The 24,016-nt window shown below is 70.0% G+C and carries 23 protein-coding genes and 1 tRNA gene; 12 read left to right on the top strand and 12 right to left on the bottom strand.

The window, feature by feature from the left end; genetic code table 11:
* Positions 1-12 precede the first annotated feature (12 nt).
* Positions 13-726, bottom strand: coding sequence for an NUDIX hydrolase (locus tag AC5WS8_RS24540; protein WP_496105615.1), 714 nt, complete (start codon positions 724-726; stop codon positions 13-15).
* 136 nt (positions 727-862) lie between these two features.
* A complete protein-coding gene (gene nth, locus AC5WS8_RS24535; RefSeq protein WP_496105614.1) occupies positions 863-2,050 on the bottom strand; it encodes an endonuclease III in 1,188 nt (395 codons plus the stop codon).
* A gap of 274 nt (positions 2,051-2,324) precedes the next feature.
* Between nth and AC5WS8_RS24530 the strand changes: the two genes are divergently transcribed.
* Positions 2,325-2,999, top strand: a complete 675-nt coding sequence (locus AC5WS8_RS24530) for a Crp/Fnr family transcriptional regulator (protein WP_103837943.1) — start codon at positions 2,325-2,327, stop codon at positions 2,997-2,999.
* 71 nt (positions 3,000-3,070) lie between these two features.
* Here AC5WS8_RS24530 and AC5WS8_RS24525 read toward each other — a convergent pair whose 3' ends face one another.
* The 4 genes from AC5WS8_RS24525 to sp36 all read right to left on the bottom strand — a co-directional run bounded on the left by AC5WS8_RS24525 (position 3,071) and on the right by sp36 (position 5,629).
* Complete coding sequence (locus tag AC5WS8_RS24525; protein ID WP_496105613.1) at positions 3,071-3,901, bottom strand: MBL fold metallo-hydrolase; 831 nt, start codon at positions 3,899-3,901, stop codon at positions 3,071-3,073.
* Positions 3,902-3,980: 79 nt separating this feature from the next.
* Positions 3,981-4,850 (bottom strand): NUDIX hydrolase, encoded by an 870-nt coding sequence (locus tag AC5WS8_RS24520; RefSeq protein WP_496105612.1) that lies wholly within the window; start codon positions 4,848-4,850, stop codon positions 3,981-3,983.
* Positions 4,851-5,003: 153 nt separating this feature from the next.
* Positions 5,004-5,471 (bottom strand): RidA family protein, encoded by a 468-nt coding sequence (locus AC5WS8_RS24515; protein ID WP_496105611.1) that lies wholly within the window; start codon positions 5,469-5,471, stop codon positions 5,004-5,006.
* Positions 5,468-5,629, bottom strand: a complete 162-nt coding sequence (sp36, locus tag AC5WS8_RS24510; RefSeq protein ID WP_003981536.1) for a Sp36 family protein — start codon at positions 5,627-5,629, stop codon at positions 5,468-5,470. The genes AC5WS8_RS24515 and sp36 overlap by 4 nt, the downstream gene beginning before the upstream one ends.
* A gap of 209 nt (positions 5,630-5,838) precedes the next feature.
* On the opposite strand from sp36, the gene bagA reads away from it, so the two are divergent.
* Positions 5,839-6,816, top strand: coding sequence for an ATPase BagA (gene bagA, locus AC5WS8_RS24505; RefSeq protein WP_496105610.1), 978 nt, complete (start codon positions 5,839-5,841; stop codon positions 6,814-6,816).
* On the top strand, positions 6,813-8,270 hold the full coding sequence (bagB, locus tag AC5WS8_RS24500; RefSeq protein ID WP_496105609.1) for an ATPase BagB: 1,458 nt from the start codon (positions 6,813-6,815) through the stop codon (positions 8,268-8,270). Before bagA ends, bagB begins: the two co-directional genes overlap by 4 nt.
* A gap of 308 nt (positions 8,271-8,578) precedes the next feature.
* On the opposite strand, the gene AC5WS8_RS24495 is transcribed toward bagB, so the two are convergent.
* Positions 8,579-8,917, bottom strand: a complete 339-nt coding sequence (locus AC5WS8_RS24495; protein ID WP_496105608.1) for a WhiB family transcriptional regulator — start codon at positions 8,915-8,917, stop codon at positions 8,579-8,581.
* Positions 8,918-9,326: 409 nt separating this feature from the next.
* On the opposite strand from AC5WS8_RS24495, the gene AC5WS8_RS24490 reads away from it, so the two are divergent.
* Positions 9,327-11,624: a transglycosylase domain-containing protein gene (locus AC5WS8_RS24490; RefSeq protein WP_496105607.1), complete on the top strand. Its 2,298-nt coding sequence runs from the start codon at positions 9,327-9,329 to the stop codon at positions 11,622-11,624.
* A gap of 74 nt (positions 11,625-11,698) precedes the next feature.
* Here the strand turns inward: AC5WS8_RS24490 and AC5WS8_RS24485 are convergent, their stop codons facing one another.
* On the bottom strand, positions 11,699-12,166 hold the full coding sequence (locus tag AC5WS8_RS24485) for a GatB/YqeY domain-containing protein (protein WP_496105606.1): 468 nt from the start codon (positions 12,164-12,166) through the stop codon (positions 11,699-11,701).
* A gap of 312 nt (positions 12,167-12,478) precedes the next feature.
* On the opposite strand from AC5WS8_RS24485, the gene AC5WS8_RS24480 reads away from it, so the two are divergent.
* The 4 genes from AC5WS8_RS24480 to AC5WS8_RS24465 all read left to right on the top strand — a co-directional run bounded on the left by AC5WS8_RS24480 (position 12,479) and on the right by AC5WS8_RS24465 (position 16,268).
* Complete coding sequence (locus AC5WS8_RS24480; RefSeq protein ID WP_496105605.1) at positions 12,479-13,420, top strand: metallophosphoesterase; 942 nt, start codon at positions 12,479-12,481, stop codon at positions 13,418-13,420.
* A gap of 92 nt (positions 13,421-13,512) precedes the next feature.
* Positions 13,513-14,289 (top strand): Pr6Pr family membrane protein, encoded by a 777-nt coding sequence (locus AC5WS8_RS24475; RefSeq protein ID WP_496105604.1) that lies wholly within the window; start codon positions 13,513-13,515, stop codon positions 14,287-14,289.
* 32 nt (positions 14,290-14,321) lie between these two features.
* Positions 14,322-14,395: transfer RNA gene (locus AC5WS8_RS24470), tRNA-Pro, on the top strand.
* Positions 14,396-14,621: 226 nt separating this feature from the next.
* Positions 14,622-16,268 (top strand): PE-PGRS family protein, encoded by a 1,647-nt coding sequence (locus AC5WS8_RS24465; protein ID WP_496105603.1) that lies wholly within the window; start codon positions 14,622-14,624, stop codon positions 16,266-16,268.
* Here AC5WS8_RS24465 and AC5WS8_RS24460 read toward each other — a convergent pair.
* Entirely contained in the window at positions 16,198-17,040 is an 843-nt protein-coding gene (locus AC5WS8_RS24460) for a PE-PGRS family protein (RefSeq protein ID WP_496105602.1), read from the bottom strand. The genes AC5WS8_RS24465 and AC5WS8_RS24460 overlap by 71 nt on opposite strands.
* A 544-nt stretch (positions 17,041-17,584) precedes the next feature.
* Between AC5WS8_RS24460 and AC5WS8_RS24455 the strand changes: the two genes are divergently transcribed.
* Both AC5WS8_RS24455 and AC5WS8_RS24450 read left to right on the top strand, forming a co-directional pair.
* Entirely contained in the window at positions 17,585-18,958 is a 1,374-nt protein-coding gene (locus tag AC5WS8_RS24455) for an SNIPE associated domain-containing protein (RefSeq protein ID WP_496105601.1), read from the top strand.
* Positions 18,959-18,989: 31 nt separating this feature from the next.
* A complete protein-coding gene (locus AC5WS8_RS24450; protein WP_496105600.1) occupies positions 18,990-19,883 on the top strand; it encodes a phosphorothioated DNA-binding restriction endonuclease in 894 nt (297 codons plus the stop codon).
* A gap of 95 nt (positions 19,884-19,978) precedes the next feature.
* On the opposite strand, the gene AC5WS8_RS24445 is transcribed toward AC5WS8_RS24450, so the two are convergent.
* From AC5WS8_RS24445 to AC5WS8_RS24435, 3 genes are all read right to left on the bottom strand, one after another.
* On the bottom strand, positions 19,979-21,496 hold the full coding sequence (locus tag AC5WS8_RS24445) for a LacI family DNA-binding transcriptional regulator (RefSeq protein ID WP_496105599.1): 1,518 nt from the start codon (positions 21,494-21,496) through the stop codon (positions 19,979-19,981).
* A gap of 48 nt (positions 21,497-21,544) precedes the next feature.
* Positions 21,545-21,925 (bottom strand): helix-turn-helix domain-containing protein, encoded by a 381-nt coding sequence (locus AC5WS8_RS24440; protein ID WP_496105755.1) that lies wholly within the window; start codon positions 21,923-21,925, stop codon positions 21,545-21,547.
* A gap of 75 nt (positions 21,926-22,000) precedes the next feature.
* A complete protein-coding gene (locus tag AC5WS8_RS24435; RefSeq protein WP_496105598.1) occupies positions 22,001-22,258 on the bottom strand; it encodes a helix-turn-helix domain-containing protein in 258 nt (85 codons plus the stop codon).
* A 510-nt stretch (positions 22,259-22,768) separates the two neighbouring features.
* Between AC5WS8_RS24435 and AC5WS8_RS24430 the strand changes: the two genes are divergently transcribed.
* Together AC5WS8_RS24430 and AC5WS8_RS24425 are read left to right on the top strand one after the other, a co-directional pair.
* The gene (locus AC5WS8_RS24430; protein WP_496105597.1) at positions 22,769-23,494 is read left to right on the top strand and encodes a recombinase zinc ribbon domain-containing protein; all 726 of its coding nucleotides are present in this window, start codon (positions 22,769-22,771) and stop codon (positions 23,492-23,494) included.
* A gap of 176 nt (positions 23,495-23,670) precedes the next feature.
* On the top strand, positions 23,671-23,868 hold the full coding sequence (locus AC5WS8_RS24425) for a hypothetical protein (protein WP_496105596.1): 198 nt from the start codon (positions 23,671-23,673) through the stop codon (positions 23,866-23,868).
* Positions 23,869-24,016: the final 148 nt, after the last annotated feature.

Genomic DNA, 24,016 nt, shown 5'->3' with positions numbered 1-24,016 from the left:
GAGGTCACCTTGTCATGCGCGCCAGTCGAGCGGGACCTGCTTGTCGCGGTCCCAGGGGCGCTCCCAGCCGGAGTAGTGCAGCAGGCGGTCGATGACGCCGGCCGTGAAGCCCCAGACAAGGGCCGATTCGACCAGGAATGCCGGACCTCGGTGGCCGCTGGGGTGGACCGTGGTGGCCCGGTTGGCCGGTTCCGTGAGATCCGCCACGGGCACGGTGAACACCCGCGCCGTCTCGTTCGGATCGACGACGCCCACCGGGCTGGGCGCGCGCCACCAGCCGAGTACCGGCGTCACGACGAAGCCACTGACCGGGATGTAGAGCCTGGGGAGCACACCGAAGAGCTGCACGCCCGCCGGGTCGAGTCCGGTCTCCTCCTCGGCCTCCCGCAGGGCCGCCCGCAGCGGCCCCTCACCCTTCGGATCGCCGTCCTCGGGGTCGAGGGCGCCGCCGGGGAACGAGGGCTGTCCGGCGTGCGAGCGCAGCGAACCGGCGCGCTCCATCAGCAGCAGCTCGGGGCCGCGCTTCCCCTCCCCGAACAGGATCAGTACGGCCGACTGGCGGCCCGCGCCGTTCTCCGGCGGCAGGAAGCGGCTGAGTTGGAGCGGCTCGACGGTCCGCGCGGCCCGTACGACCGGGTCGAGCCAGTCCGGCAGGCCCTCCGTGCTCAGCGGCAGCCGTCCCCCGTCCGTGCCGTGCCTGTGGCCCGTGTTGCTCGCGTGCGTCATCGCCACCCCCGTTCTGCCGATCCCAACGCCCGCGGTGTCACGGATCGTTCCGCGCGTCCCTCGTGCGGGTGTCGCCCCCCGCGGCACCACGGGACACGTCCCTGCCCCGGGTGGCGTGCCGCACCGCGCACGGCCGTCATCCGGCACCCAGCGGCGGGGCGGGCTTCCCGCCCGCGTCCAGGTACGCCTGCGGGGGCTTGAGCCGCTGACCGGGGAAGCCGCCCTTCTCGTACTTCAGCAGCTTCCTCGCCTTCTCCGGGTCGGTCTCGCCCTCGCCGTAGGCGGGGCAGAGCGGGGCGATCGGGCAGGCGCCGCAGGCCGGCTTGCGGGCGTGACAGATGCGGCGGCCGTGCCAGATGACGTGGTGGGACAGGTCGGTCCAGTCGCTCTTCGGGAACAGCGCGCCGACGGCCGCCTCGATCTTGTCGGGGTCGGTCTCGTCGGTCCACTGCCAGCGGCGCACCAGCCGCTGGAAATGCGTGTCGACGGTGATGCCGGGGCGGCCGAAGGCGTTGCCCAGCACCACGAAGGCGGTCTTGCGGCCCACTCCGGGCAGTTTGACGAGGTCTTCGAGCCGGTCGGGGACCTCGCCGCCGAACTGCTCCACCAGGGCCTTGGAGAGCCCTGTCACCGACTTGGTCTTGGCCCGGAAGAACCCGGTCGGGCGCAGGATGTCCTCGACCTCCTCCGGGTTGGCCGCCGCGAGGTCCTCCGGGGTCGGGTACTTGGCGAAGAGCCCCGGGGTGGTCTGGTTCACCCGCAGGTCGGTGGTCTGCGCGGACAGGACCGTGGCGACGACGAGCTGAAAGGGGTTGTCGAAGTCGAGCTCCGGGTGGGCGTACGGGTACACCTCGGCGAGCTCGCGGTTGATACGCCGGGCACGGCGGACGAGGGCGGTGCGGGACTCGCCCGTGGGGGGCGCGGCCGCGACGGTCTTCGCGGGAGCGTTCCCGACCGCCACGGTGCCGTCGGCGACAACGGCCTCTGCGTGGGCGGGTTTCCCGGGGGTCCTCTTGGCGCGGGCCTTCTTGGCCGGGGTCTGCTTCGCCGCGGTGGTCTTCTTCGCCGGGTCCGCCTTCTCGGCCCGGGCCTTCGCACGGGCGGTCTTCTTCGCCGGAGCCGCCTTCTCGGCGGAAGCGGTCTTCTTCGCCGCAGCGGTCTTCTCGGCGGAAGCGGTCTTCTTCGCCGCAGCGGTCTTCTTGGCGGCCGCCGTGGTCTTCCTGGCGGCCGTCCTCCCCGCGGGGCGCTGCTCCGGCGCCTCCTCGGGCGCGGTCTTCGCCGTCTTCGCCGTTTTCCTTCCGCCGCCGGGGCCCTGTTCGCCCAAAGCGGAATCGCGACGTGCAACCACCCGTCCAGCCCCCTTGGCCTGTGCTCCTACCGGCGATTTGGACACCCGGCCAGCCTAAGGCCCGGCACCGACATCCGCCCCGCACCCAGTAGATCAGCATCCAATTGGACCCCTGCCGCGTACCCCGGCCCCTCCGTGCGGCATCCTTGTGACAGATCACACTGTTTGGACCGTCCGGCAAAATGGGGAACACGGTCCCCTGGTATCCGGGGAGCAAGATCCCCTGAGCAGGTCGACAAGGAGAGAACTCGTGGACGACGTTCTGCGGCGCGCCCCGCTCTTCGCGGCGCTCGATGACGAGCAGGCCGCGGAGCTCCGCGCCTCCATGAGTGAGGTGACCCTCGCCCGCGGCGACTCGCTGTTCCACGAGGGCGACCCCGGTGACCGCCTGTACGTGGTCATGGAAGGCAAGGTCAAGCTCCACCGCACGTCCCCCGACGGGCGCGAGAACATGCTGGCGGTCCTCGGCCCCGGTGAGCTGATCGGCGAGCTGTCGCTGTTCGACCCGGGCCCGCGCACGGCGACGGCCACCGCGCTGACCGAGGTGAAGCTGCTGGGCCTCGGCCACGGCGACCTCCAGCCGTGGCTGAACGCGCGGCCCGAGGTGGCCGCGGCCCTGCTGCGCGCGGTCGCGCGCCGGCTGCGCAAGACCAACGACCAGATGTCCGACCTGGTCTTCTCGGACGTGCCGGGCCGTGTCGCCCGCGCCCTGCTGGACCTGTCGCGCCGGTTCGGCGTGCAGTCCGAGGAGGGCATCCACGTCGTGCACGACCTGACGCAGGAGGAGCTGGCCCAGCTGGTCGGCGCGTCCCGCGAGACCGTGAACAAGGCGCTGGCGGACTTCGCCCAGCGCGGGTGGCTCCGCCTGGAGGCACGGGCCGTGATCCTGCTGGACGTCGAGCGGCTGGCGAAGCGGTCGCGCTGACGTTCGATCCCGGCGGTACCGGTTCGGGCCCCGTTTCCCGGTGAGGCGGGGCCCGTTGTCGTTGCCGTCCCTCAGATGAGGCCGTGCTCCCCGAGGTAGTCCAGCTGCGCCCGTACCGACAGCTCCGCCGCCGGCCACAGGGAGCGGTCCACGTCCGCGTACACGTGGGCGACGACCTCGCCCGGGGTGCGGTGGCCGTCCTCGACCGCCGTCTCGACCTGGGCGAGGCGGTGGGCGCGGTGGGCGAGGTAGTACTCCACGGCGCCCTGGGCGTCCTCCAGGACGGGCCCGTGTCCCGGGAGCACCGTGTGCACACCGTCGTCGACCGTGAGCGACCTGAGGCGGCGCAGGGAGTCCAGATAGTCCCCCAGGCGGCCGTCGGGGTGCGCCACCACCGTCGTACCGCGACCCAGGACGGTGTCGCCCGTCAGCACGGCCCGGTCGGCCGGGAGGTGGAAGCACAGGGAGTCGGAGGTGTGGCCCGGCGTCGGCACGACCCTCAGCTCCAGGCCGCCGACCGTGATCACATCTCCGTGGCCCAGGCCCTCGTCGCCCAGGCGCAGCGCCGGGTCCAGGGCACGCACCTTGGTACCCGTCAGCTCGGCGAACCGGGCGGCGCCCTCCGCGTGGTCCGGGTGGCCGTGGGTGAGCAGGGTGAGCGCGATCCGCTTCCCGGACTTCTCCGTCGTGTCGATCACCGTGCGCAGGTGGCCCTCGTCGAGCGGGCCGGGGTCGATCACCACCGCCTGCTCGGAGCCGGGCTCGGAGACGATCCAGGTGTTGGTGCCGTCCAGGGTCATCGCCGACGCGTTGGGCGCCAGGACGTTCACCGCGCGCGTGGTGGCCGGGCCGGAGAGGACCGCGCCGCGCGGCCGGCCGGGGAGGGCTGCGGCGTCCGTCATGCCAAAGCACCTTCCTTCGCGTGGGCCGCGCGGGCCGCGCGGGTCGCGGAGGTCGCGTGGATCGCGGGGGTTGCGGGGGTCATGCGGGCGCTCCGCCCGTCGGGATGTGTTTGGTGAACTCGTCGTGCCCGGGCCAGGACAGCACGATCCGGCCGTGCTCCAGACGGGCCGTGGCCAGAACGGGGGTCAGGTCGCGGCCGGGTGCCGCCTTCAGCGCCTCGGCGGCGGTCGCACGGGGGATCAGCTGGCGCAGGGTCGCGATGGTGGGCGGCATCATCAGCAGCTCGCCCCGGTCGTACGCGGCCGCCGCCTCGGCCGGGCGGATCCACACCGTGCTCTCGGCCTCCGTGGAGGCGTTGCGGGTGCGCTGCCCCTCGGGGAGCGCGGCCACGAAGAACCACGTGTCGTAGCGGCGGGACTCGAACTCGGGGGTGATCCAGCGGGTCCACGCGCCGAGCAGGTCGGAGCGCAGGACCAGCCCCCGGCGCTCGAGGAACTCCGCGAACGACAGGTCGCGCTCGACCAGGGCAGCGCGGTCCGCCTCCCAGTCCGGGCCCGTGGTGTCGCCGACGACGGTGTCCGGGGCCGGGCCGGCGAGCAGCACGCCCGCCTCCTCGTACGTCTCCCGCACGGCGGCGCAGACGATGGCCTGGGCGGACGTCTCGTCGACACCGAGGCGCTGCGCCCACCACGCGCGCGTGGGGCCCGCCCAGCCGATCCTCAGATCGTGGTCGCGCGGGTCGACACCGCCGCCCGGGTAGGCGTACGCGCCTCCGGCGAACGCCATGGAGGCGCGTCTGCGCAGCATGTGGACGGCGGGGGTGCCGGCGTCGTCCCTGAGGAGCATGACGGTGGCCGCGCGCTTCGGGACGACCGGGGTGAGCGTGCCCTCCGCGAGCGCGCGGATCCGCTCGGGCCACTCCGGGGGAAACCACTGCCCATTCGCCATGGGCGGAGGCTATCCCGTAGTGAGCGGATGTTCGAGAGGCGAAGATCGCCCACCGAAGGTCGTCGTCCCGCTCTCCAGGACGTCATCGCCCTTTCCAGGACGCCCCCACCCTCTCCAGGACGTCATCGCCCGCGCCCGGCCGGCGAGGGGCGATCACTCCTGCGTCAGCTCCACCTGGATCTCCACCTCGACCGGCGCGTCCAGCGGGAGCACGGCCACGCCGACCGCGCTGCGGGCGTGCACGCCCCGGTCGCCGAGGACCTCGCCGAGCAGTTCGCTGGCGCCGTTGACGACACCGGGCTGGCCCGTGAAGTCGGAGGCCGACGCCACGAAGCCGACGACCTTCACCACGCGCGCGATGCGGTCCAGGTCGCCCGTCACGGACTTGACCGCCGCGAGCGCGTTCAGCGCGCACGTACGGGCCAGTTCCTTGGCCTCCTCGGCGGTGACCTCGGCGCCCACCTTGCCGGTCACCGGAAGCTTGCCCTCCACCATCGGGAGCTGCCCGGAGGTGTACACGTACGGCCCCGACTGCACGGCGGGCCGGTAGGCGGCGAGCGGCGGCACGACCTCCGGCAGGGTCAGGCCCAGTCCGGCCAGCCGGGATTCGACCGCGCTCACGCCTGCTTCTCCCGCTTCAGATAGGCCACCAGCTGCTCGGGGTTGTTCGGCCCGGGCACCACCTGGACGAGCTCCCAGCCGTCCTCGCCCCAGGTGTCCAGGATCTGCTTCGTGGCATGGACGAGCAGCGGCACGGTGACGTATTCCCACTTGGTCATGGGGCCGACTGTAGCCGCTGTGGCCGAGGGGCACTCGGTCGGCCGCCACCGTGACGGTGACCTGGCGGAAAGCCGGGCAAAGCGGCCGCCGCGGCCTCCGCGCGGGCCCGGCCGGGACGGCGCGGGCGACCGGTCCGCAGGCCGACCGGGACCGCCGTTGTCCACAGCCTCCCGCGTAGCCCGCGCGGGAACTGGTTAGGCTCGAGGACGTGAGCAGGCTCCAGGTCGTCAGCGGTAAGGGCGGGACCGGAAAGACCACGGTCGCCGCGGCACTCGCGCTCGCCCTCGCGACGGAGGGCAAACGCACCCTTCTGGTCGAGGTCGAGGGCAGGCAGGGCATCGCACAGCTCTTCGAGACGGAGGCGCTTCCGTACGAGGAGCGGAAGATCGCCGTCGCGCCGGGCGGCGGCGAGGTGTACGCGCTCGCCATCGATCCCGAGCTGGCCCTGCTGGACTACCTCCAGATGTTCTACAAACTGGGCGGCGCGGGACGGGCCCTGAAGAAGCTCGGCGCCATCGACTTCGCCACCACCGTCGCACCCGGCCTCAGGGACGTGCTGCTGACCGGCAAGGCGTGCGAGGCCGTCCGCAGGAAGGACCGGAGCGGCCGGTTCGCGTACGACTACGTGGTGATGGACGCGCCTCCCACCGGCCGCATCACCCGCTTCCTGAACGTGAACGACGAGGTGGCAGGTCTTGCCAAGATCGGCCCGATACACAACCAGGCCCAGGCCGTGATGCGGGTCCTGAAGTCTCCCGAGACGGCCGTGCATCTGGTGACGCTCCTGGAGGAGATGCCCGTCCAGGAAACCGCGGACGGGATCGGCGAACTGCGTGCCGCGAAGCTTCCGGTGGGCCGGATCATCGTGAACATGGTGCGGCCCACGGTCCTGGACCAGGCGGACCTCGACCTCGCGCACACGCTGCCGCGGACGGCCATCGCCCGGTCCCTCTCGGGCGCCGGGCTCGGCGGTGCGCGGCGCGGCGGGCTCGCGGAGCGGCTGGTGGACCCGCTGCTGCAGCAGGCCGGCGAGTACGCGGAGCGGTTCGGCCTGGAGCGGGAACAACGGGCCGTCCTGACCCAGCTGGGCCTGCCCCTGCACGAACTGCCGCTGCTCGCCGAGGGAATGGACCTGGCGGGCCTCTACGAACTGGCCACGGAACTGCGTCAGCAAGGGATCTCATGAGCTCGGACCCGGCCCCCACGCACGACGACCAGGCCCCCACACCGGCCGACACGGCATCCACGCACGACGGCACCGCCCCCCGCACGCCGCACCCGCCCGCCGAGGCGGCCCTTGATGCTCCGCACGCCCACGACACGGGCTCCACGCGCGCGTTGAACCCGGTGTCCGTCCTGGAGATCGACCCGCTCCTCGACGATCCGCAGACCCGCATCGTCGTGTGCTGCGGCTCCGGCGGCGTCGGCAAGACGACCACGGCGGCTGCCCTCGGGCTGCGCGCCGCCGAGCGCGGCCGCAAGGTGGTGGTGCTCACCATCGATCCGGCCCGTCGGCTCGCCCAGTCGATGGGCATCGACGCGCTCGACAACACCCCCCGGCGGGTGAAGGGCGTCGACGACGACGCGGGCGGTGAACTGCACGCCATGATGCTCGACATGAAGCGCACCTTCGACGAGATCGTCGAGGCGCACGCGGACCCGGAGCGGGCGGGCGCCATCCTGGGCAACCCCTTCTACCAGTCGCTCTCGGCCGGCTTCGCGGGCACGCAGGAGTACATGGCGATGGAGAAACTGGGGCAGCTGCGGGCGCGGGACGAGTGGGACCTCATCGTCGTCGACACGCCGCCCTCGCGCTCGGCGCTGGACTTCCTGGACGCCCCCAAGAGGCTCGGGTCCTTCCTCGACGGTCGGCTGATCCGGGTGCTGATGGCCCCGGCGAAGATGGGCGGCCGCGCGGGGATGAAGTTCCTGAACGTCGGCATGTCGATGATGACGGGCGCCCTGGGGAAGTTGCTCGGCGGTCAGCTGCTGAAGGACGTCCAGACGTTCGTGGCCGCCATGGACACCATGTTCGGCGGGTTCCGCACGCGCGCGGACGCCACCTACAAGCTGCTGCAGGCACCCGGTACGGCGTTCCTGGTGGTGGCGGCTCCGGAACGGGACGCACTGCGGGAGGCCGCGTACTTCGTGGAGCGCCTGGCCGCCGAGGACATGCCGCTGGCCGGCCTGGTGCTCAACCGTGTCCACGGCAGCGACGCCGCCCAACTGTCGGCCGAGCGGGCGCTCGCCGCCGCGGAAAATCTTGACGAGTCCCGCATTGTGGATCAGCAGGGCGGGAAAGCTGGACTTCGTAACGCTCCCGACACGTACGGCAGTTCAGAATCCCCCTCTTCCGGAGCATCTGATCCCGGCGCGGACTCCCCCACCGCCACGGACCAGGACCGGAGCGTCGAGCACCTGACCGCGGGTCTGCTGAGGCTGCACGCCGAGCGTATGCAGTTGCTCTCGCGCGAGCAGCGCACGCGTGACCGTTTCACCGCACTGCACCCCGAGGTGGCCGTGGCAGAAGTGGCCGCACTGCCCGGAGACGTCCACGACCTCGCGGGGCTACGGGACATCGGTGACCGCCTCGCAGCCAACCAGCCCGATCGGCCCGAGGAACGCGAGGCATACGCGTGAGGGGCTCGTCGAAGCCGCCCGCAGCCGGCCCAGAGCGGCATATGGCCGACGGACGCCCAAAGCGCTCGTAGGACCGGCAGTCATACGGCCGTACGCGAACGCCCGGGGGTGGCAGGCAGCACGGCAGGGCCCCGCAGGCGCAGCTGCTGACGCCTGCTCGCGGACCGTGTGGGCGCGCCCGCCTGGCCGTGCCGCACCGCCCGTGGCACAGGTACGCGCCAGGGCACGCCGCAGGCGCCACGGCGGCACCCCCCGCCGGTGGCGGACGACCGGCTCGGACGGTGACCGCCTTGGACAGGTGAGCGCCCTCAGCTCACCGCCGCGAAGTTCTCGTACGTCTCTTCCTCACCGAGAGGCAGCAGGCCCGCCCCGCGCTCGTACTCCGTGCGCGCGGTCTCCAGCAGACGACGCCATGAGGTGACGGTCGGCCGCCTGCGCAGCAGTGCGCGGCGCTCCCGCTCCGTCATGCCACCCCACACGCCGAACTCGACGCGGTTGTCCAGCGCGTCGGCCAGGCATTCCGTGCGTACCGGACATCCGGTGCACACCGCCTTGGCCCTGTTCTGCGCTGCTCCCTGAACGAACAGTTCATCCGGATCGGTAGTGCGGCAGGCCGCCTGCGCACTCCAGTCGGTTACCCAGCCCATACCGGCGCCGTCCTCTCCCGAATCGAGGCTCCCCCACGGCGGCAGCGGCATATTCACCGCCGCCAGTTGAGGACGTTACGGAAGGAGGGGACAGCGCAACACCCCCTTCGGGCCCAATCTTGAATGGTCCGAACGGACTATGGGTAAACGGCAGATCACCCGTGGGAGTGAGCTGGTAACGTATGCGACTTTCCGGACAGACCAGGGCAGTTCAGGGGTGCCACAACGGACGCCTCGTGACACACAAGGCGAATCCCGGCATGCATCCACCAAAAAAGTTCGGGGAACACCGGAACGATTCGGGGTCGCCGGCCGTACTTGATACATGGGCCTGCTGCCGTGACAGTTGGCAGTAGCTTAGGCCAAGGCCTGTACGCGTGTCCGGCGAATGAGAACGTAGGCTGCCCTCATGCCAAAAAAGCACTCGGGCGGGGGGCAGTCCCCCGTGCAGCAGGCCGCCAAGTTCCTGGGAGCGAGTGTGCTCGCGGGAGCCGTGCTGGCCGGCATCGCGTTGCCCGCCGCGGGTGCCCTCGGACTCGTGGCCAAGGGGTCGGTCCAGGGATTCGACGACATCCCGGCCAATCTGAAGAGCCCCCAGCTCAGCCAGCGCACCACCATCCTGGACAGCCAGGGCGGCCAGATCGCCACGGTCTACTCGCGCGACCGTACGGTGGTGGACCTGAAGGCCATCTCGCCTTACATGCAGAAGGCGATCGTCGCCATCGAGGACTCGCGCTTCTACCAGCACGGCGCGATCGACCTGAAGGGCGTCCTGCGCGCGCTGAACAAGAACGCGCAGAGCGGCGGGGTGGCCCAGGGCGCCTCCACGCTCACCCAGCAGCTGGTGAAGAACTACTTCATCGAGGAGGCCGGCGACGACCCGACCAAGGTCGCCCAGGCCACCCAGCAGACCCTCGGCCGCAAGGTCCGCGAGCTGAAGTACGCGATCCAGATCGAGGAGAAGCTCGGCAAGAAGAAGATCCTCGAGAACTACCTGAACATCACGTTCTTCGGCCAGCAGGCCTACGGCGTCGAGGCCGCCTCCGAGCGCTACTTCTCCAAGCACGCCAAGGACCTGAACCTCCAGGAGTCCGCGCTCCTCGCCGGCCTCGTCCAGTCGCCGACGCGCTACGACCCCGTGAACGACGCGGCGGAGGCCAAGAAGCGGCGCAACGTGGTGCTGCAGCGCATGGCCGACCTGCACGACATCTCCCAGACGGAGGCCGACCAGGCCAAGACGACCGGCCTCGGCCTGCACGTGAGCCAGCCGAGGAACGGCTGCATCACGGCGGTCAAGGGCGCGGGCTTCTTCTGCGACTACGTCCGTGAGGTGTTCCTGAACGACCCGATCTTCGGCAGGACGCGGGCGGAACGAGCGAAGATCTGGAACCAGGGCGGTCTGACGATCCGCACGACGCTCGACCCGCAGGCGCAGGACTCGGTGCAGAAGTCCATCAAGGACCACGTCAACAAGAGCGACGAGGTGGCCACGGCCGCGACCATCGTCGAGCCCGGCACCGGCAAGATCCTCGCCATGGGCCAGTCCCGTCCGTACGGCTTCGGCAAGGACGAGACACAGATCAACCTGTCCGTGGACAAGGACATGGGTGGCGGCGCCGGCTACCAGGGCGGTTCGACCTTCAAGCCGATCGTGGCGGCGGCCGCCATCGAGGGCGGCAAGCCGGCGACCCAGGAGTACTCGTCGCCGTACGAGATGGACTATCCCAGCCCGGTCGCCGCCTGCGACGGCAAGCAGTGGACGAACACGGACGGCACCAAGCTCACCAACGAGAGCGAGTCGGAGCACGGCCCGTACGGCATGAAGGAGGCGACCGCCAAGTCGGTCAACACCTACTACGTGCAGCTGATCAGCGACATCGGCATCTGCCCGGTCATAGACATGGCCAAGAAGATGGGCTTCCACCGCGCCGACAGTGCGCCCATCGCCCAGGCCCCGTCGATCGCGCTCGGCACCCAGGAGGTGTCGCCGCTGACGATGGCGACCGCGTACGCGACCTTCGCCGACCGCGGCACCTACTGCACGCCGGTCGCGATCGAGTCGATCACGCAGACCGTCGGCAACGAGAAGAAGTCCCTCCCGGTCCCGAAGTCGTCGTGCTCGCGCGCGATGTCGGAGACCACCGCGGACACCGTCAACACGCTCCTGAAGGGCGTCGTCGAGGACGGTACGGGTACGGAGGCGGGCCTCGGCAGCCGCCCCAGCGCCGGCAAGACCGGTACGACGGACTTCCGGTACGCGGCCTGGTTCGTCGGCTACACGCCGAACATGGCGGGCGCGGTCTGGGTCGGCGACCCGGCGCACAAGCGGCAGATGGTCGACATCACGATCGGCGGCACCACCTATGCCAAGGTCTTCGGCGGCCAGGTCCCGGGACCCATCTGGCGCGACATGATGACGGGCGCACTGGCGGGCAAGCCGGCCCCGGACTTCAACCTCGTCAACATCCCGGACGACACCAACCGGGACAAGGGGAACGGCAACGGCAACGGGAACGGCGATGGAAACGGCAACGCCAACGGCGGGCAGACGACCGGCGGGCTGTTCGGCGGCCTGACCACCGGCGGGGCGGCAGACACCGGCGGAACCACCGGCGGGCAGCTCCCGACGCCCACCTTCTCCCTCCCCGACGGCTTCATCCAGGGCAACGGCAACGGCGGGAACGGCAACGGCGGCCGGAGGACATAGACCTCCCTCCACGTCGGCGGGGGCGCCCCTCGGTCCGAGGGGCGCCCCCGCCGACGTGGAGCCGGGCGGCTGCTTCAGCCGCCCGCGAGGAGCTGCTTGACCACGGAGGCTACGCGGCCGCCCTCCGCCTGGCCGGCCACCTTCGGGTTCACGATCTTCATGACCTGACCCATGGCGCGGGGGCCCTCGGCGCCTGCCGCCTTCGCCTCCTCCACGGCCTGCGCGACGATCTGCCGAAGCTCGTCGTCGGACAGCTGCTTGGGCAGGTACGCGGCGAGCACCTCGCCCTCCGCCTTCTCCCGCTCGGCCTGTTCGGCGCGACCGCCCTGGGCGAAGGCATCGGCGGCCTCCCGCCGCTTCTTCGCCTCACGGGTGATCACCTTGGTGACCTCCTCGTCGGAGAGCTCGCGCTTCTCCTTGCCCGCGACCTCCTCCTTGGTGATCGCGGCGAGCGTCAGCCGGAGCGTCGAGGAGCGGAGCTCATCGCGCTCCTTGATCGCGGCGTTGAGGTCTTCCTGCAGCTTCGACTTGAGCGTGGTCATGCCTCTGATTGTCGCAGGTGCGGCGGGGCCGCTGCCCGTACATTTCGGGGGTGTGGTGGGTGGGCGGGGCCGCCGGGGGATCGGACGACGGGGTGATCGGGCCATCGATGTCGGCCTGATGCCGATGCCGATGCTGATGCCGATACCGATGCCATGTCGGTGTCGGTGTCGGTGTCGGTGTCGGTGTCGGTGTCGGTGTCGGTGTCGGTGTCGGTGTCGGTGTCGGTGTCGGTGTCGGTCAGGATGGTCCCGTGGTCTGAGGCCCTGCACAGGTGAACGCGGGGCGGTCGCCGGTTCTGAGACGATGGTCTTATGCGCGCGCGATACGGAGTGCCCCTGGGAATCACGGCGGTTGGGGCCGCCGGACTGCTGTACTCGGCCGGGTTCGAGGCCCGCTCCTTCCGGCTGCGCCGGGTGACGATCCCGGTGCTGCCCCCGGGGGCGCACCCGCTGCGCGTGCTGCAGGTCTCCGACATCCACATGGTGAGCGGGCAGCGCAAGAAGCAGCGCTGGCTGCGCTCGCTGGCGGGCTTGCGCCCCGACTTCGTGATCAACACCGGGGACAACCTCTCCGACCCCGAGGGTGTGCCGGAGGTGCTGGACGCACTGGGCCCGCTGATGGAGCTCCCGGGGGCTTACATCTTCGGTTCGAACGACTACTACGGCCCCAGGTTCCGCAACCCGGCCCGCTACCTGGTGGAGAAGGTACGGGGCCACCACGGCCTGAACGGCAACCCGCCCGTGGTCGGCGCCCTCCACAACCCGTGGGAGGAGCTGCGCGACGGCTTCGACGGGGCGGGCTGGCTGAACCTGACGAACACCCGGGGGACCCTGAAGATCGAGGGCCTGGAGGTCGAGCTGACGGGCCTGGACGACCCGCACATCAAGCGCGACCGGTACGCGCGCGTGGCGGGCGGTCCCTCCCTCTCGGCGGACTTCTCGATGGGCGTGGTCCACGCGCCGTACCTGCGCGTCCTGGACGCGTTCACGGCGGACGGCTATCCCCTGATCCTGGCCGGCCACACCCACGGCGGCCAGCTGTGCATCCCCTTCTACGGCGCCCTGGTCACCAACTGCGACCTCGACACGGACCGGGTGAAGGGCCTGTCGCGGCACACGGCGGAGGGCCGGACGTCGTACCTGCACGTCTCGGCGGGCTGCGGCACGAGCCGCTACACACCGGTACGGTTCGCGTGCCCGCCGGAGGCGACGCTGCTGACGCTGGTGGAGAGGGGGGCACAGCCCGAGGCATAACCCGGGTCCGAGTTCGAGGGGGTAAGCCGAGCCGTACCCCGCCCGGACCATCCCATATCGCCCGTTCCTTCCCACCCGCTTAGCGTGAGGGCATGATCGGGCCGATACCCAAGGAGATCCCGGACCTCCCCCCGGTGCCGGGCAAGCCGACGCTGGCGCCGTCCGTCGTCCCCAGCGCTGCCGTGGTCGCCCCCGCATGCCGCCTGGCAGCAGCCCGCTACCGTCTGCTGGTGGCGCTGACGGCCGCGGCGGCAGTGGCCATGGACCTGGCCCTGGGCAGCCCCGCCCGGGTCCTGAGCTATTTCACGATCCAGGTCAACCTGCTGCTGGCCCTGACCTTCGCCCTGTCGGCCTGGCGGGCCCGAACGGCCCGCCACCCGCTGCCGCCGCTGATCACCTGTGGCGCGCTGTTCTACGTTCTGGTCGCGAGCCTGGTCTACCACGTGCTCCTGGTGAACGAGCCGGGCCCCTTCTCGATGACGGACCGGTCCACGATCTGGTCCGCGCTCGCCAACCAGGTGCTGCACACCGCCACACCGATCATGGCCCTTGTGGACTGGCTGCTCCTGACCCGCCCGGCCCCCCTGGGCCTACGGCACGCGACCCGCTGGCTCCTCTACCCCCTGGGGTACCTGATCTTCTCCCTGGTCCGCGGCGCACTGCTCGCGCCGACGGCGACCGGCCGCTACCTGTACCCGTTCCTGGACGTGGCCCACCTCGGCTACAAGAGCACCCTCGCCAACGCGCTCCTGCTCGGCCTCACCTTCTTCGCCCTGGCCCTCCTCCTGATCGTCGCCGACCACGTCCGCCCGGACCCGACGCGCCACCGCCGGAAAACCGGATTTCGTCTCCGGCCACCAGTGGGCTAAAGTAAACGTCGTCGCCGCGACAGCAGCGGCACCGGGGTGTAGCGCAGCTTGGCAGCGCGCTTCGTTCGGGACGAAGAGGTCGTGGGTTCAAATCCCGCCACCCCGACAGAGAAATGCCAGGTCAGGCCCGGTACTGAGAGATCAGTGCCGGGCCTGATTTGCTTTGTCACCCCGATTTGGGAGCCATTTGGGAGCCGACTTCGGGGAGCGGCTCCCGGGCGCGCTCCCAGCGAGCGGCCGTCCGCCTTGCAGCCCACTCTTTGCCGCTCACGCTGGGAAAGGGTCATCCCTACGGTTGTGCGAGGCCGATCACAGACGGTACGACGATCGCCATGCACCCTTGGTCTCCGTTAAACGACCGGCAGCTCACCCTCCTCACCCGCATCGGGGGCGGAAGCGACCCCGTCATGTCGGACAGCCCCGAGCTCGCCGCCACGGCTCGCGCCCTCAGGGACCGGGGCTTGGTGACCATGCCCAGGAAGAAGGGGAAGTGGCAGGCGGAGATCACTGATGCAGGTCGCTTCTATCTGGAGCACGGCCATCATCCCGACCGTCCGGAACTGCCTCCACACAAGCCTCGCGCGGCAGCGTCTGGAGCCGAGGCACCGGTTGCCGCTGCTTCTCCGCAGGCTGCCGATCCCTCGCCCGAGACGAACCCCTCCCCGAAGCGCGCCGTGGAAGCTCCGCGCCCCTCACCAGCGGCTATCGGGCCGGCGCTCATCGCGCAGGTGCAGGAAGCCGGACGATTCCTTCGGATCCCGGACCCCAGCAAAGAGGAACGGGCTCGGTATCGCAGAGCCTTCGACGCGGCGCGACAGTGCGCTCCGGAGGGGTACCACCTGAAGTACAGCGGGCGGGCGAAGGGCGACTTCTTCCTCGGCCTGCTTCGGGTGACCGGTGAGGACGACACCGAGTGGAACCGGATCCGTTTGGCGCGCAGCCGTGTGATCACAGACGTCGAGGACGTGCTCGCTGCGGTCACCAAGGACCACAGCGCCTTCGAGATCTCCGAGGAGGTCCTGCCGAGGGTGCTCGCGCTGCTCCGCCTCCTCGCCGATCAGGCACTCGCTCGGTACGGCGAGATCGCGGTATCCAAGAAGCGCAAGCAACCGAGGCCGCTGCTCACCGTCCACGGCAGAACGTACGAGATCAGCTTCCGCGAGCGGCAGAAGCAGGTCCGGTACGTGCCCAAACAGCCTGCCCGCCGTACGTACGACTGGCAGCGGGTCACCCCGGCGCATAAGTTCGAGCCGTCCGGTGAGCTGGAGCTGGTGGTTGGCCAGCACTCGGGCTACGGCTACGGCCACAGCTACGGCTGGAAGAAGGAGTGGGCCGACACCGCCAAGAAGCCCTTGGAGGAGCAGGTCGGTTCGGTCTTCCGGGCGTTGAAGGCGCGCGCGGAGGAGCAGGAGCGGGCCCGGCTGGAACGTGAGGCAGAGCAGCAACGTCTGCGAGAGGAACGGGAGCGGCAGGAAGCCGAGCGCCGACGCCTGGAAGCGGAGCGGGAGGAGCGCGAGCGGCGGGAGTGGGAAGCCGCCGTCAGCGCGGCTTCCATCAAGGCGGTGCACGCGGTACGGGCCGAGCACTTTGGCACGGCCCTTGAGCAGTGGCGGGCCGCGGGTGAGATCCGGGCGTTCTGCGCCGCTCTGGATGAAGCCGCCGCCGCGTCGGGGGATGCCCACGAAGCCAAGAGGCTGCGAAAGTGGTCTGCTTGGGGAAATGGAGAGGCCGACCAGCTCGACCCCACAAAGAATGGCAAGGGCCTGGCCTCTCTCGACTTCCACGTGGAGCCGACGGGAGATCAGCTACGGCCGTTTCTCGGCGGCTGGCGCCCGGACCGGCCGGAGAGGGAGAAGCCTCCGGCACAGCCCGCGCCGCCCAAGCCGGAGCCCGATCCGTGGCGCGGCCTCATCGACGCACGTCAGGATCAAGGCTGGCGATATGGACACCAAGGTCGCGCTCAATGGTGGAGGCGATGACGCCGTGGCCGCGGTCGCGTAGGGCCTTGACCGCCTTCTCGACCAGCTCCCCGAGCCGGATGACCTCGGCGCGCAGGGCGACCAACTCGTCGTAGCGGTCGGCCTTATCTTCACCGCACCACGCTCGGACGGTCCGTAGGACGGCTGCCTCCGCGTCCAGCTTCCGGTCGTCCCGCCGACTGTAGGAGTACCAGGAAGACTGGGAACGCTCCTGCTCGATGTCCTGCTGTTTGCGATCTACCTCCGGAAGGATCTCGTCCGCGAGGCGGCCGGCTACGTGGCGGGCGATGCGCTCGGTGACGGGCCAACCGGCCAGGCACATGCCGTCGCGGTCCTCGTACACCATGGCGTCGCTGTGGAGTTCAGCGGCGTCCATGCCGATGAGCGGTGCCGTCTCGTCGAGGCGTCTCAGCTCCAGAACGCCAGCGTCCGCCACCGTTCGGCGCAGGCGCAGCCTGTTCTTCGGACGGACGAAACCAAGGATCATGCGGGCGGCCTCGAAATCCGTGCTGCCTCGGACGTGGCGGGACGCCTCCACCAGTGCCAACTCTGCCGCGTCATCCGCGCGGAACGCCTCGACGTCCGCCCATAGTGCTACGAGAGAGCCGGGGCTGACCCATTCCTGCAGACCGGCGTCGTCGCCTTCGAGAAACCGCACGTGGATCCAGCCAGACCTGCTAGGGCCGCCCACTCGAACGACCTCCACCTGGCGAACCGCGCCGCCCAGTTCCTTCCGCCGTGCGCGGTATGCCCAGTGTTCGCCAATCTCCATGTTCCTATTGAGCCAGGTCTATTGGATCCGTCACCGGGCGTTTGACATAACTACCGGCGCGAGCTTCTCACGAGGTTGACGCCGCCCCGGGGTTCCGGCTGCAACCCGTGTCCCTCCTCTGAAGAGGCCCTCACGCATGGTTACAGGAGGGTCACGAGGTGGAATATGCGGGTGATCGGGTGGCTGATCCCCAAGAAAATGTCACTCGACGTTTGCCGGAATTATCCGGCGCCCTGGGTGCTGGGGAGCCTCAGGGGCGAGGGGGTGGGGAGTGAGTACTTACCGTTTCAATCCGCCGCCGGGTTGGCCTGTGCCACCCGCGGGATGGATGCCGCCACCGGACTGGCGGCCCGACCCCTCGTGGCCCCCGATTCCACCAGGATGGCAGTTGTGGGTCCCGGAGGCCGGGTCCGCCCCCGGCACCCTCGCCGTCGGCCCTGCCGCAGGAGCCTCTGCGGTGCCGGGCGCAGCCGCTCCCGGGAGCGCGACAGCGGTGCCGGCGCCTCGAAAGGGCGGGCTGTTCGGGCGGCGTCGTGCGGATGCCGTGTCCGAAGTCGAAGAGCTGCGGGCCTGGATCGCAAGGACGCAGGGGCTGGATGCCGCGCAGGTCGCGGGCCTCGTACGGCAGGTCGAGGCGGAGGCCGCCGCACTGCGCGAGAAGGCGTCCGCCGAAGCCGTCGAGGAGGCCGAGGGGATCCTGAGGGACGCGCGCGAGACGGCGAAGGAGATCCTCGACGACGCGCGTCGGACGGCAAAGGAGACCGAGCGAGTGCGCAAGGAGGCCGATCGTCACCGCAAGGACGTGTCGGACGCCGAGCGGCGGCTTGCCGAACTGCAGGGCCGGATCGTCAACACCGACGAGACCGCCATGCTGCAGGAGGCCGGGATCTACTCCTACCGGCATGCGCTGCAGGACGCGATCGCCTACCGCAGCCGGCTCGACACGCTGCAGAACGAGATCAAGACGCTCGCCCGTGCGGGCCGCGCCGTCCAGGCGGCCACAGACTGGACGGTCAACGGCTCCAAGCGCGAGGGCCAGAAGATGGTCCGCGACTTCTCCAAGCTCATGCTGCGCGCCTACAACGCCGAAGCCGACTATGCCGTGCGGTCGATGCGGCCGCACCGGCTAGGCTCCCTCGTGGACCGGCTCTTCAAGAGCCGCGAGACGATCGCCAGGCTGGGCGCCACCATGCACATCCGGATCACCGACGAGTACCACAACTCGCGCGTACGGGAGTTAGAACTCACCGCCGACTTCCTGCAGAAGAAGGAAGAGGAGAAGGAAGCCCAGCGCGAGGTGCGCGCCCGGGAGCGCGAGGAGGCAGCGGTCCAGCGGGAACTCGACCGGCAGCGCGAGAAGCTGAACAAGGAACTCGGCCACTACCAGGCAGCACTTGAACGCCTGCGCGAGCGCGGTGACGAGGCGGGTGTGGCGGAGATGCAGGCCAAACTGGCCGAGATCGAGAACGCTCTGCAGGACGTCGAGTCCCGCGCGGCGAACGTCCGCGCCGGCTATGTGTACGTCATCTCGAACATCGGCGCCTTCGGCGACCGTATGGTGAAGATCGGCATGACGCGCCGGCTCGAACCCTTGGAGCGCATCTACGAGTTGAGTGGCGCGGCCGTGCCCTTCCGCTTCGACGTGCACGCGCTGATCTTCAGCAAGGACGCAGTCGGCCTGGAGACGGAACTCCACAGGCAGTTCGCCTCGCAGCGGGTCAACCAGGTCAACAGTCGGAAGGAGTTCTTCTATGCCACCCCGGCGGAGGTGCGCAACGCGCTGCAGCGGTTCGCCGGACAGCACCTGATCGAGTTCACCGAGGAACCCCAGGCGTTGGAATGGCGGGCCGGTAGGCGCATGGGCGAAGCCGGTGGGCCCGTCGCAGGCGCAGGAGGAGTTGCAGCCCGGACAGCATGATGTGCGGCGAAGCATCACTACGATCACGGTTATGGATTGGCTGGAGCGTGCCGCGAAGCTGAGGCAGTGGAGCCGGGACGGGGTGCGGGCGCCGCACAAGCCGTTGCTGCTGCTGTACGCGCTGGGCCGTTTTCAGGCGGATGCCGCGGACGAGTTGCCGTACAGCGCAGTGGAGGCGGATCTGAAGCAACTGCTGGTGGAGTACGGTCCGCCGCGTGGGACCACGCCCGCCTATCCCTTCCACCATCTGGTCAGCGACGGGGTGTGGGAAGTGCGGACCGAGCACGGCGTCGGCAGCCCGGGCACCGGGGTGCGGGAACTGCGGGCCAGCCGGGCCACTGGGCGGCTGGCCCCGGACCTTCAGGTGGCGCTTCGGCGGGAACCGTCGCTGCTGGGCCGTATGGCGAGGGTGCTGCTGGATCTGCATTTCCCGGCGTCACTGCACCAGGATCTGTGCGATGCGGTGGGCCTGGAACTGGAGCTGGCGGAGACCGACGCTCTGGCAGCGCCCGGGAGGCGGCAGCGGGACCGCCGGATGCGGGAAATGGTGCTGACCGCGTACGAGTACCAGTGCGCCTTCTGCGGCTACGACGGCATGATCGGCATGGCGCCCGTCGGGCTGGAGGCCGCGCACGTGCGCTGGTGGGCGTTCGACGGCCCGGACGACATCGACAACGGACTGTGCCTGTGCTCGCTACACCACAAACTCTTCGACAAGGGCGTCCTCGGCATAGGTGACGGCCACCGCATCCTGGTATCGCAGCAATTCATCGGCCGCAGCCAGGCTGCCCGCGAGCATGTCACAGCACTCGCCGGCCGTCCACTCATAGGCCCTCAACCCGGCGCCCGGCCCATCGCGGCGGCCCACCGCTCCTGGCACACCAGCCAGGTCTTCCACGGCAGCCCACGCCCCACCGCCGCCTGACCCGGTGTGTTCAGGAGGCAACCCACGCGTGACAGGGCCTCGACCGTGTTCCGGTGGAGGCCCTGTCGCCGCATCGTATGCACCCTCATCTCCGGCTATTCCACCTCTTCACGGCGCGCTCGCAATAGCGTGTCGAGGACACTCACCGGCGAGTGAGGGCTCATCGCCAAGCGGGCGTCGAGCGCCGACTCCCACTGCTGGGTCAGTCCGAGCATGAGGCGCTTGCGCATGCCGGGGGTGACGTGGGCGTAGCGCGCCGAGACCGAGCCGTCGATGTGGCCCATGCGGTCGTCCATAAGGACCTTCGCGGTGCCGAGGTCCTCCATAACGGTCCGGTGGGTGTGGCGAAGGCCATGGGGTGTGAGGCCCTTGGCGATCGGGAGCCAGCAGGCGTCGGCCCGGTCGCCGGCGCCGCGTCCTCGAGCCGGGACGCCGGGCCATGGCTCGCCGAGTAGCGGTACGGGGCGGGCCTTTTGTGGTGCCTTCTTCGGGTACCAGCCGGAGACCGCTGGGGTGAACAGCCACGTCGCGAAGCCGTTTCGGCGCCAGTGGGCAGCGTGCTCCGAGACCGCGCCGCCCCGCACGAACCCCAGGTCCGCGATGGCCTGCTCCACCCTCAATCGTTTGGCTTCGGTAACTCGGTCGGGGTGGTTGAGGACGTTGGACACTGTGCCCGTCGAGACGCCGGCGCGGCGCGCGACGTCTACGAGCTTCGCGCCCTGGTGGCCGCCGGTGCGAGCCGCGCCCTGCCCCCGGAAGACGTACGTCTTGCCGTGACACGGGCAGGAGGTCGGCTTCGTGCGGGCGACGTGGTTGGCGACCAGGACCGACAGCCAGTCCATCGCGTCGATCTTGCGGTAGCTGTCGTCCTTGGGCGGGCAGCGCACCAGCTCGCCGGTGTCGAGTTCGTACAGCTGCCATTCGACGCGGATCGAGCCGGGGCGGGCGAACTCCGTCTCCAAGCCGACGATCTCGCCCCAGCGCATGCCGGTGTAGCCCTTGAGGACCACGGCGATGAACTCGTCGTCGCGGCCCGAGAGCAGGGCGGCCCGTTCGGCGGTCAGCAGGATGCCGAGCGCGTCAGTGACGACCTTCTCCGGGCCGCGGTCGCGGGAGCGGCCGGCGCGCTTGCCGCGTCCGCGCCGTCGGGCGGCCGGGTTGGACGTGATGAGCCCCTCGTCGATCGCGTCCTCGAAGATCAGGTGGAGTGTCGAGCGCCAGGTCTTGACGCTGGAGGCCGCGTAGACGGCCTTCTCCTTCTTCTCCCACAGGTCGACGTCCGTGCGGAGGATGCCGGCGAGCGCCTTGTCCTCGAAGTCGGGGAGCAGGTGCTCCTCGATGTGGCGCTTGTAGTTCTGCATGGTCGAGGCGGCCAGGTCCTGGGCTTCGTACCAGCGGTTCGCGTACTCGCCGAAGGTCTCCTGGCCGAGGGCCGGGTCGCGCCAGTCGCCGCGCCGGTACTTGTTCTCGGCCTCGCTCGCTGCGCGCTGGGCTTCGCCCTTGGTGGCGAAACGGATCGCTTTGCCGTTGTCGTCGACGACCGTGTTGTGCTTGCCGGGCGCGGTCTTGTATCGGCCGCGCCAGTAGTTTCCGCGCTTCTCCGCGAAGCCCAACTTCCGTCTTCCTCTCCTGCTCTTGGCCTGTGGCTGGGCGCGGGACCGCTACGCGACGGTCTCGTACTGGGTACGGCGTGGCGGCCGGGCTCGCAGACGCTCTGTCGTCGGTGCCGTGGTCGGCCGAGGAGACTGGGTGGGACGAGTTCGTGCAGCGGGAGGCGTTGTCGGTGCGGGACCGGCCGGCGCCCTGCTGGCGGATCGGTTCGGGCGCTCTTCGTGGAGGCGGATGATCTCGGCGAGGTGTTCGGCGGTGAAGCGGAAGGCACGGCCGACTCGGGTGTGCGGGATGAGGCCGCGGCGGGCGCGGTCCTTGACCCACCAGGTAGAACAGCCGAGGGCTTCGGCGATCTCTTCGGGGCGGTAGAGACAAGGCAAAGGGACTCGGCCCTCGGCGCTTGGAAGGCGGCGCGCGATGGCAGGGGGTATCTCGGAGTGGTGCAAGAAGGGCGGGTCCTAACTCGGTTGGGAGCGTGCTCGGTCAGCGGTGCTGAACGGATCTCGTCACGTGGCGGTCGGCTCCTGCAGCAGCACGAGGGGCGAGACGAGGAGGGCCTCGGCGATCGCGATGAGGTCGTCGATGTCGCATCGGCGCTGGGCGCGTTCGATGCGGGACAGCATCGTGTTGGACATCGGGTGGCCGAGCGCGGTCACGCGGCCGGCGAGCTGGCGTTGCGATGAGCCGTGTGCGGTGCGGAGGATTTCGATGGTGCGGGCCGCCCGTATCCCTGCGGTCCCGATTTCCAATGAGCGTGCGGGCATGACTCCAATTGAAGCGTCCATTCGCCGGTTTGGTTAACCGGCGATCGTGGTCTATGTTGCGCTCGCTCGGTTCGCCGTGCGGCGGTTTGCCGGGGTCGGGAACGGTCGCGGGCCGGCATGCCGATCTGCGCTCTGCGACTGCTCTGACGTGGGGTGTTGTGTTGTAGCTTCCTCGTCGACGCCACGTCAAAGGCTTCGCGATGTGATCCTTCTGGCTCGGCGTCCGGGACAACTATTCCGTCAACCGGCGATCGTGGCTTACTGTTTTGGAACCGCCCTTCACCGCCTGCTTTTCGGCAGCCTTTCTGCCGTGAGAGATTGCGCGGGACTGGGCTGGACTTGCGCGGCCGGGGTGCGGCTATGTCGACGACACCTGGACAGCGCGAGCGGCCATCGGCGCGCCCCGCCCCACCGGTCGGCCGACTCCCCACCCCTGACGCCCCTACCGCCACGATCGACGGTGAGCCGTGGGCGCCCGCCCACCTGCAACCGAGTGAGGACCCGCCCCTCTTGGCCCGAATCCGCATGCACCAGGGCAAGGAGGTCGGCCCCGGCACCTGGCCCGCGATCATCGACGCAGGCGTGTGGGCGGAGGTGCGGACGCGGCGCGAGTACCGGTCGGCGGTGTACCGGGAGGCGCTCAGCAAGCCCGCGCAGCGCTACTACCTGCTGCGTGGCCTGGTGATGTGCGGACGCTGCCGGACGTTGATGTCCGGTACGGCCAAGAGCACCGGGCCGGTCTACCAGTGCAACCGCCGGGGCCGAAACGACGAGAAGAAGTGCACCAGCTCGATCATGGCCCAGACGCTAGAGGACGTTGTCGCCGACGCCGCAGTTGAGCTGCTCGGCAAGCTACGGGTGGACGGTCGACTCGCCAGCAGCAACCTCTCCGAGAGCGTGACCGAGGAGCTGGAGGACGACCAGCGGCTGCTCGGCGAGCTGAACCAGGTGTGGACCGCGAAGGAGATCTCCACGGCGGAGTACCGCAAGATGCGCAAGGAGATCACCGACCGGATCGCCAAGGCTCAGCCCAAGGTCGTCGTCCGGCCGATGGTGCTCCTCGACGGCCTCACGGGGGCTGGCGCGCGGGCCGCGTGGGACGCCGAGGACATGACAGACGAGCGGCGCAATGCGGTGCTGCGGTTCCTGTTCTCCGGGGTGGTCATCGACGAGCCGAAGAAGTTCGGCCGGTACATGGACTGGGACCGGATCGGCATCGAGCAGAACCCGCTGTAGCGGGGCGAGGCCGGTGGAATTCGCCCTGCCGACCGAGGCGATGAAGGGCGCAATATAGCCGACGATCGCCGGTTAGCCTAACCGGCGATTCTCCGGAGCATGGACCTTCCCAGCCAACCCGCCGGCCCTCACCACACACCGTGGGTCGCCGACCGAACTCCGCCTTGAGGACGTCCATGCCCCAACGCCAGACCGAACCCACCGTCACCCAGCCCGCCCCCGAAGGAGCTCGCGCCGACCGTCAGAAGGTGGACTCGGCGAGGGACGCCGCTCTCCAGCGCGTATGCGCGGGGTTCACGACGACGATCAGCCCACAGAGCGCCGCGCGGCTCGCGGACCTGCTCTCTACCTCGGCCTACGTCCAGGCAGCCTGACCGGAGCCAGACGAACGGTCCTGCCTCGTCGCGGGTCCGAGGACGGCTGGCACTGGTTCGCAGGGCGGCCCTGCAGCCGCTAGCAACCGGCATCAGCGCACCGGCTGGCAGCTTCGGATACGCCGCCAAGGACGCGTTCGCCGTGAGC

It is taken from the genome of Streptomyces sp. PTL18, assembly GCF_059510295.1.
This window is presented reverse-complemented; position numbering and strand designations above follow the sequence as displayed.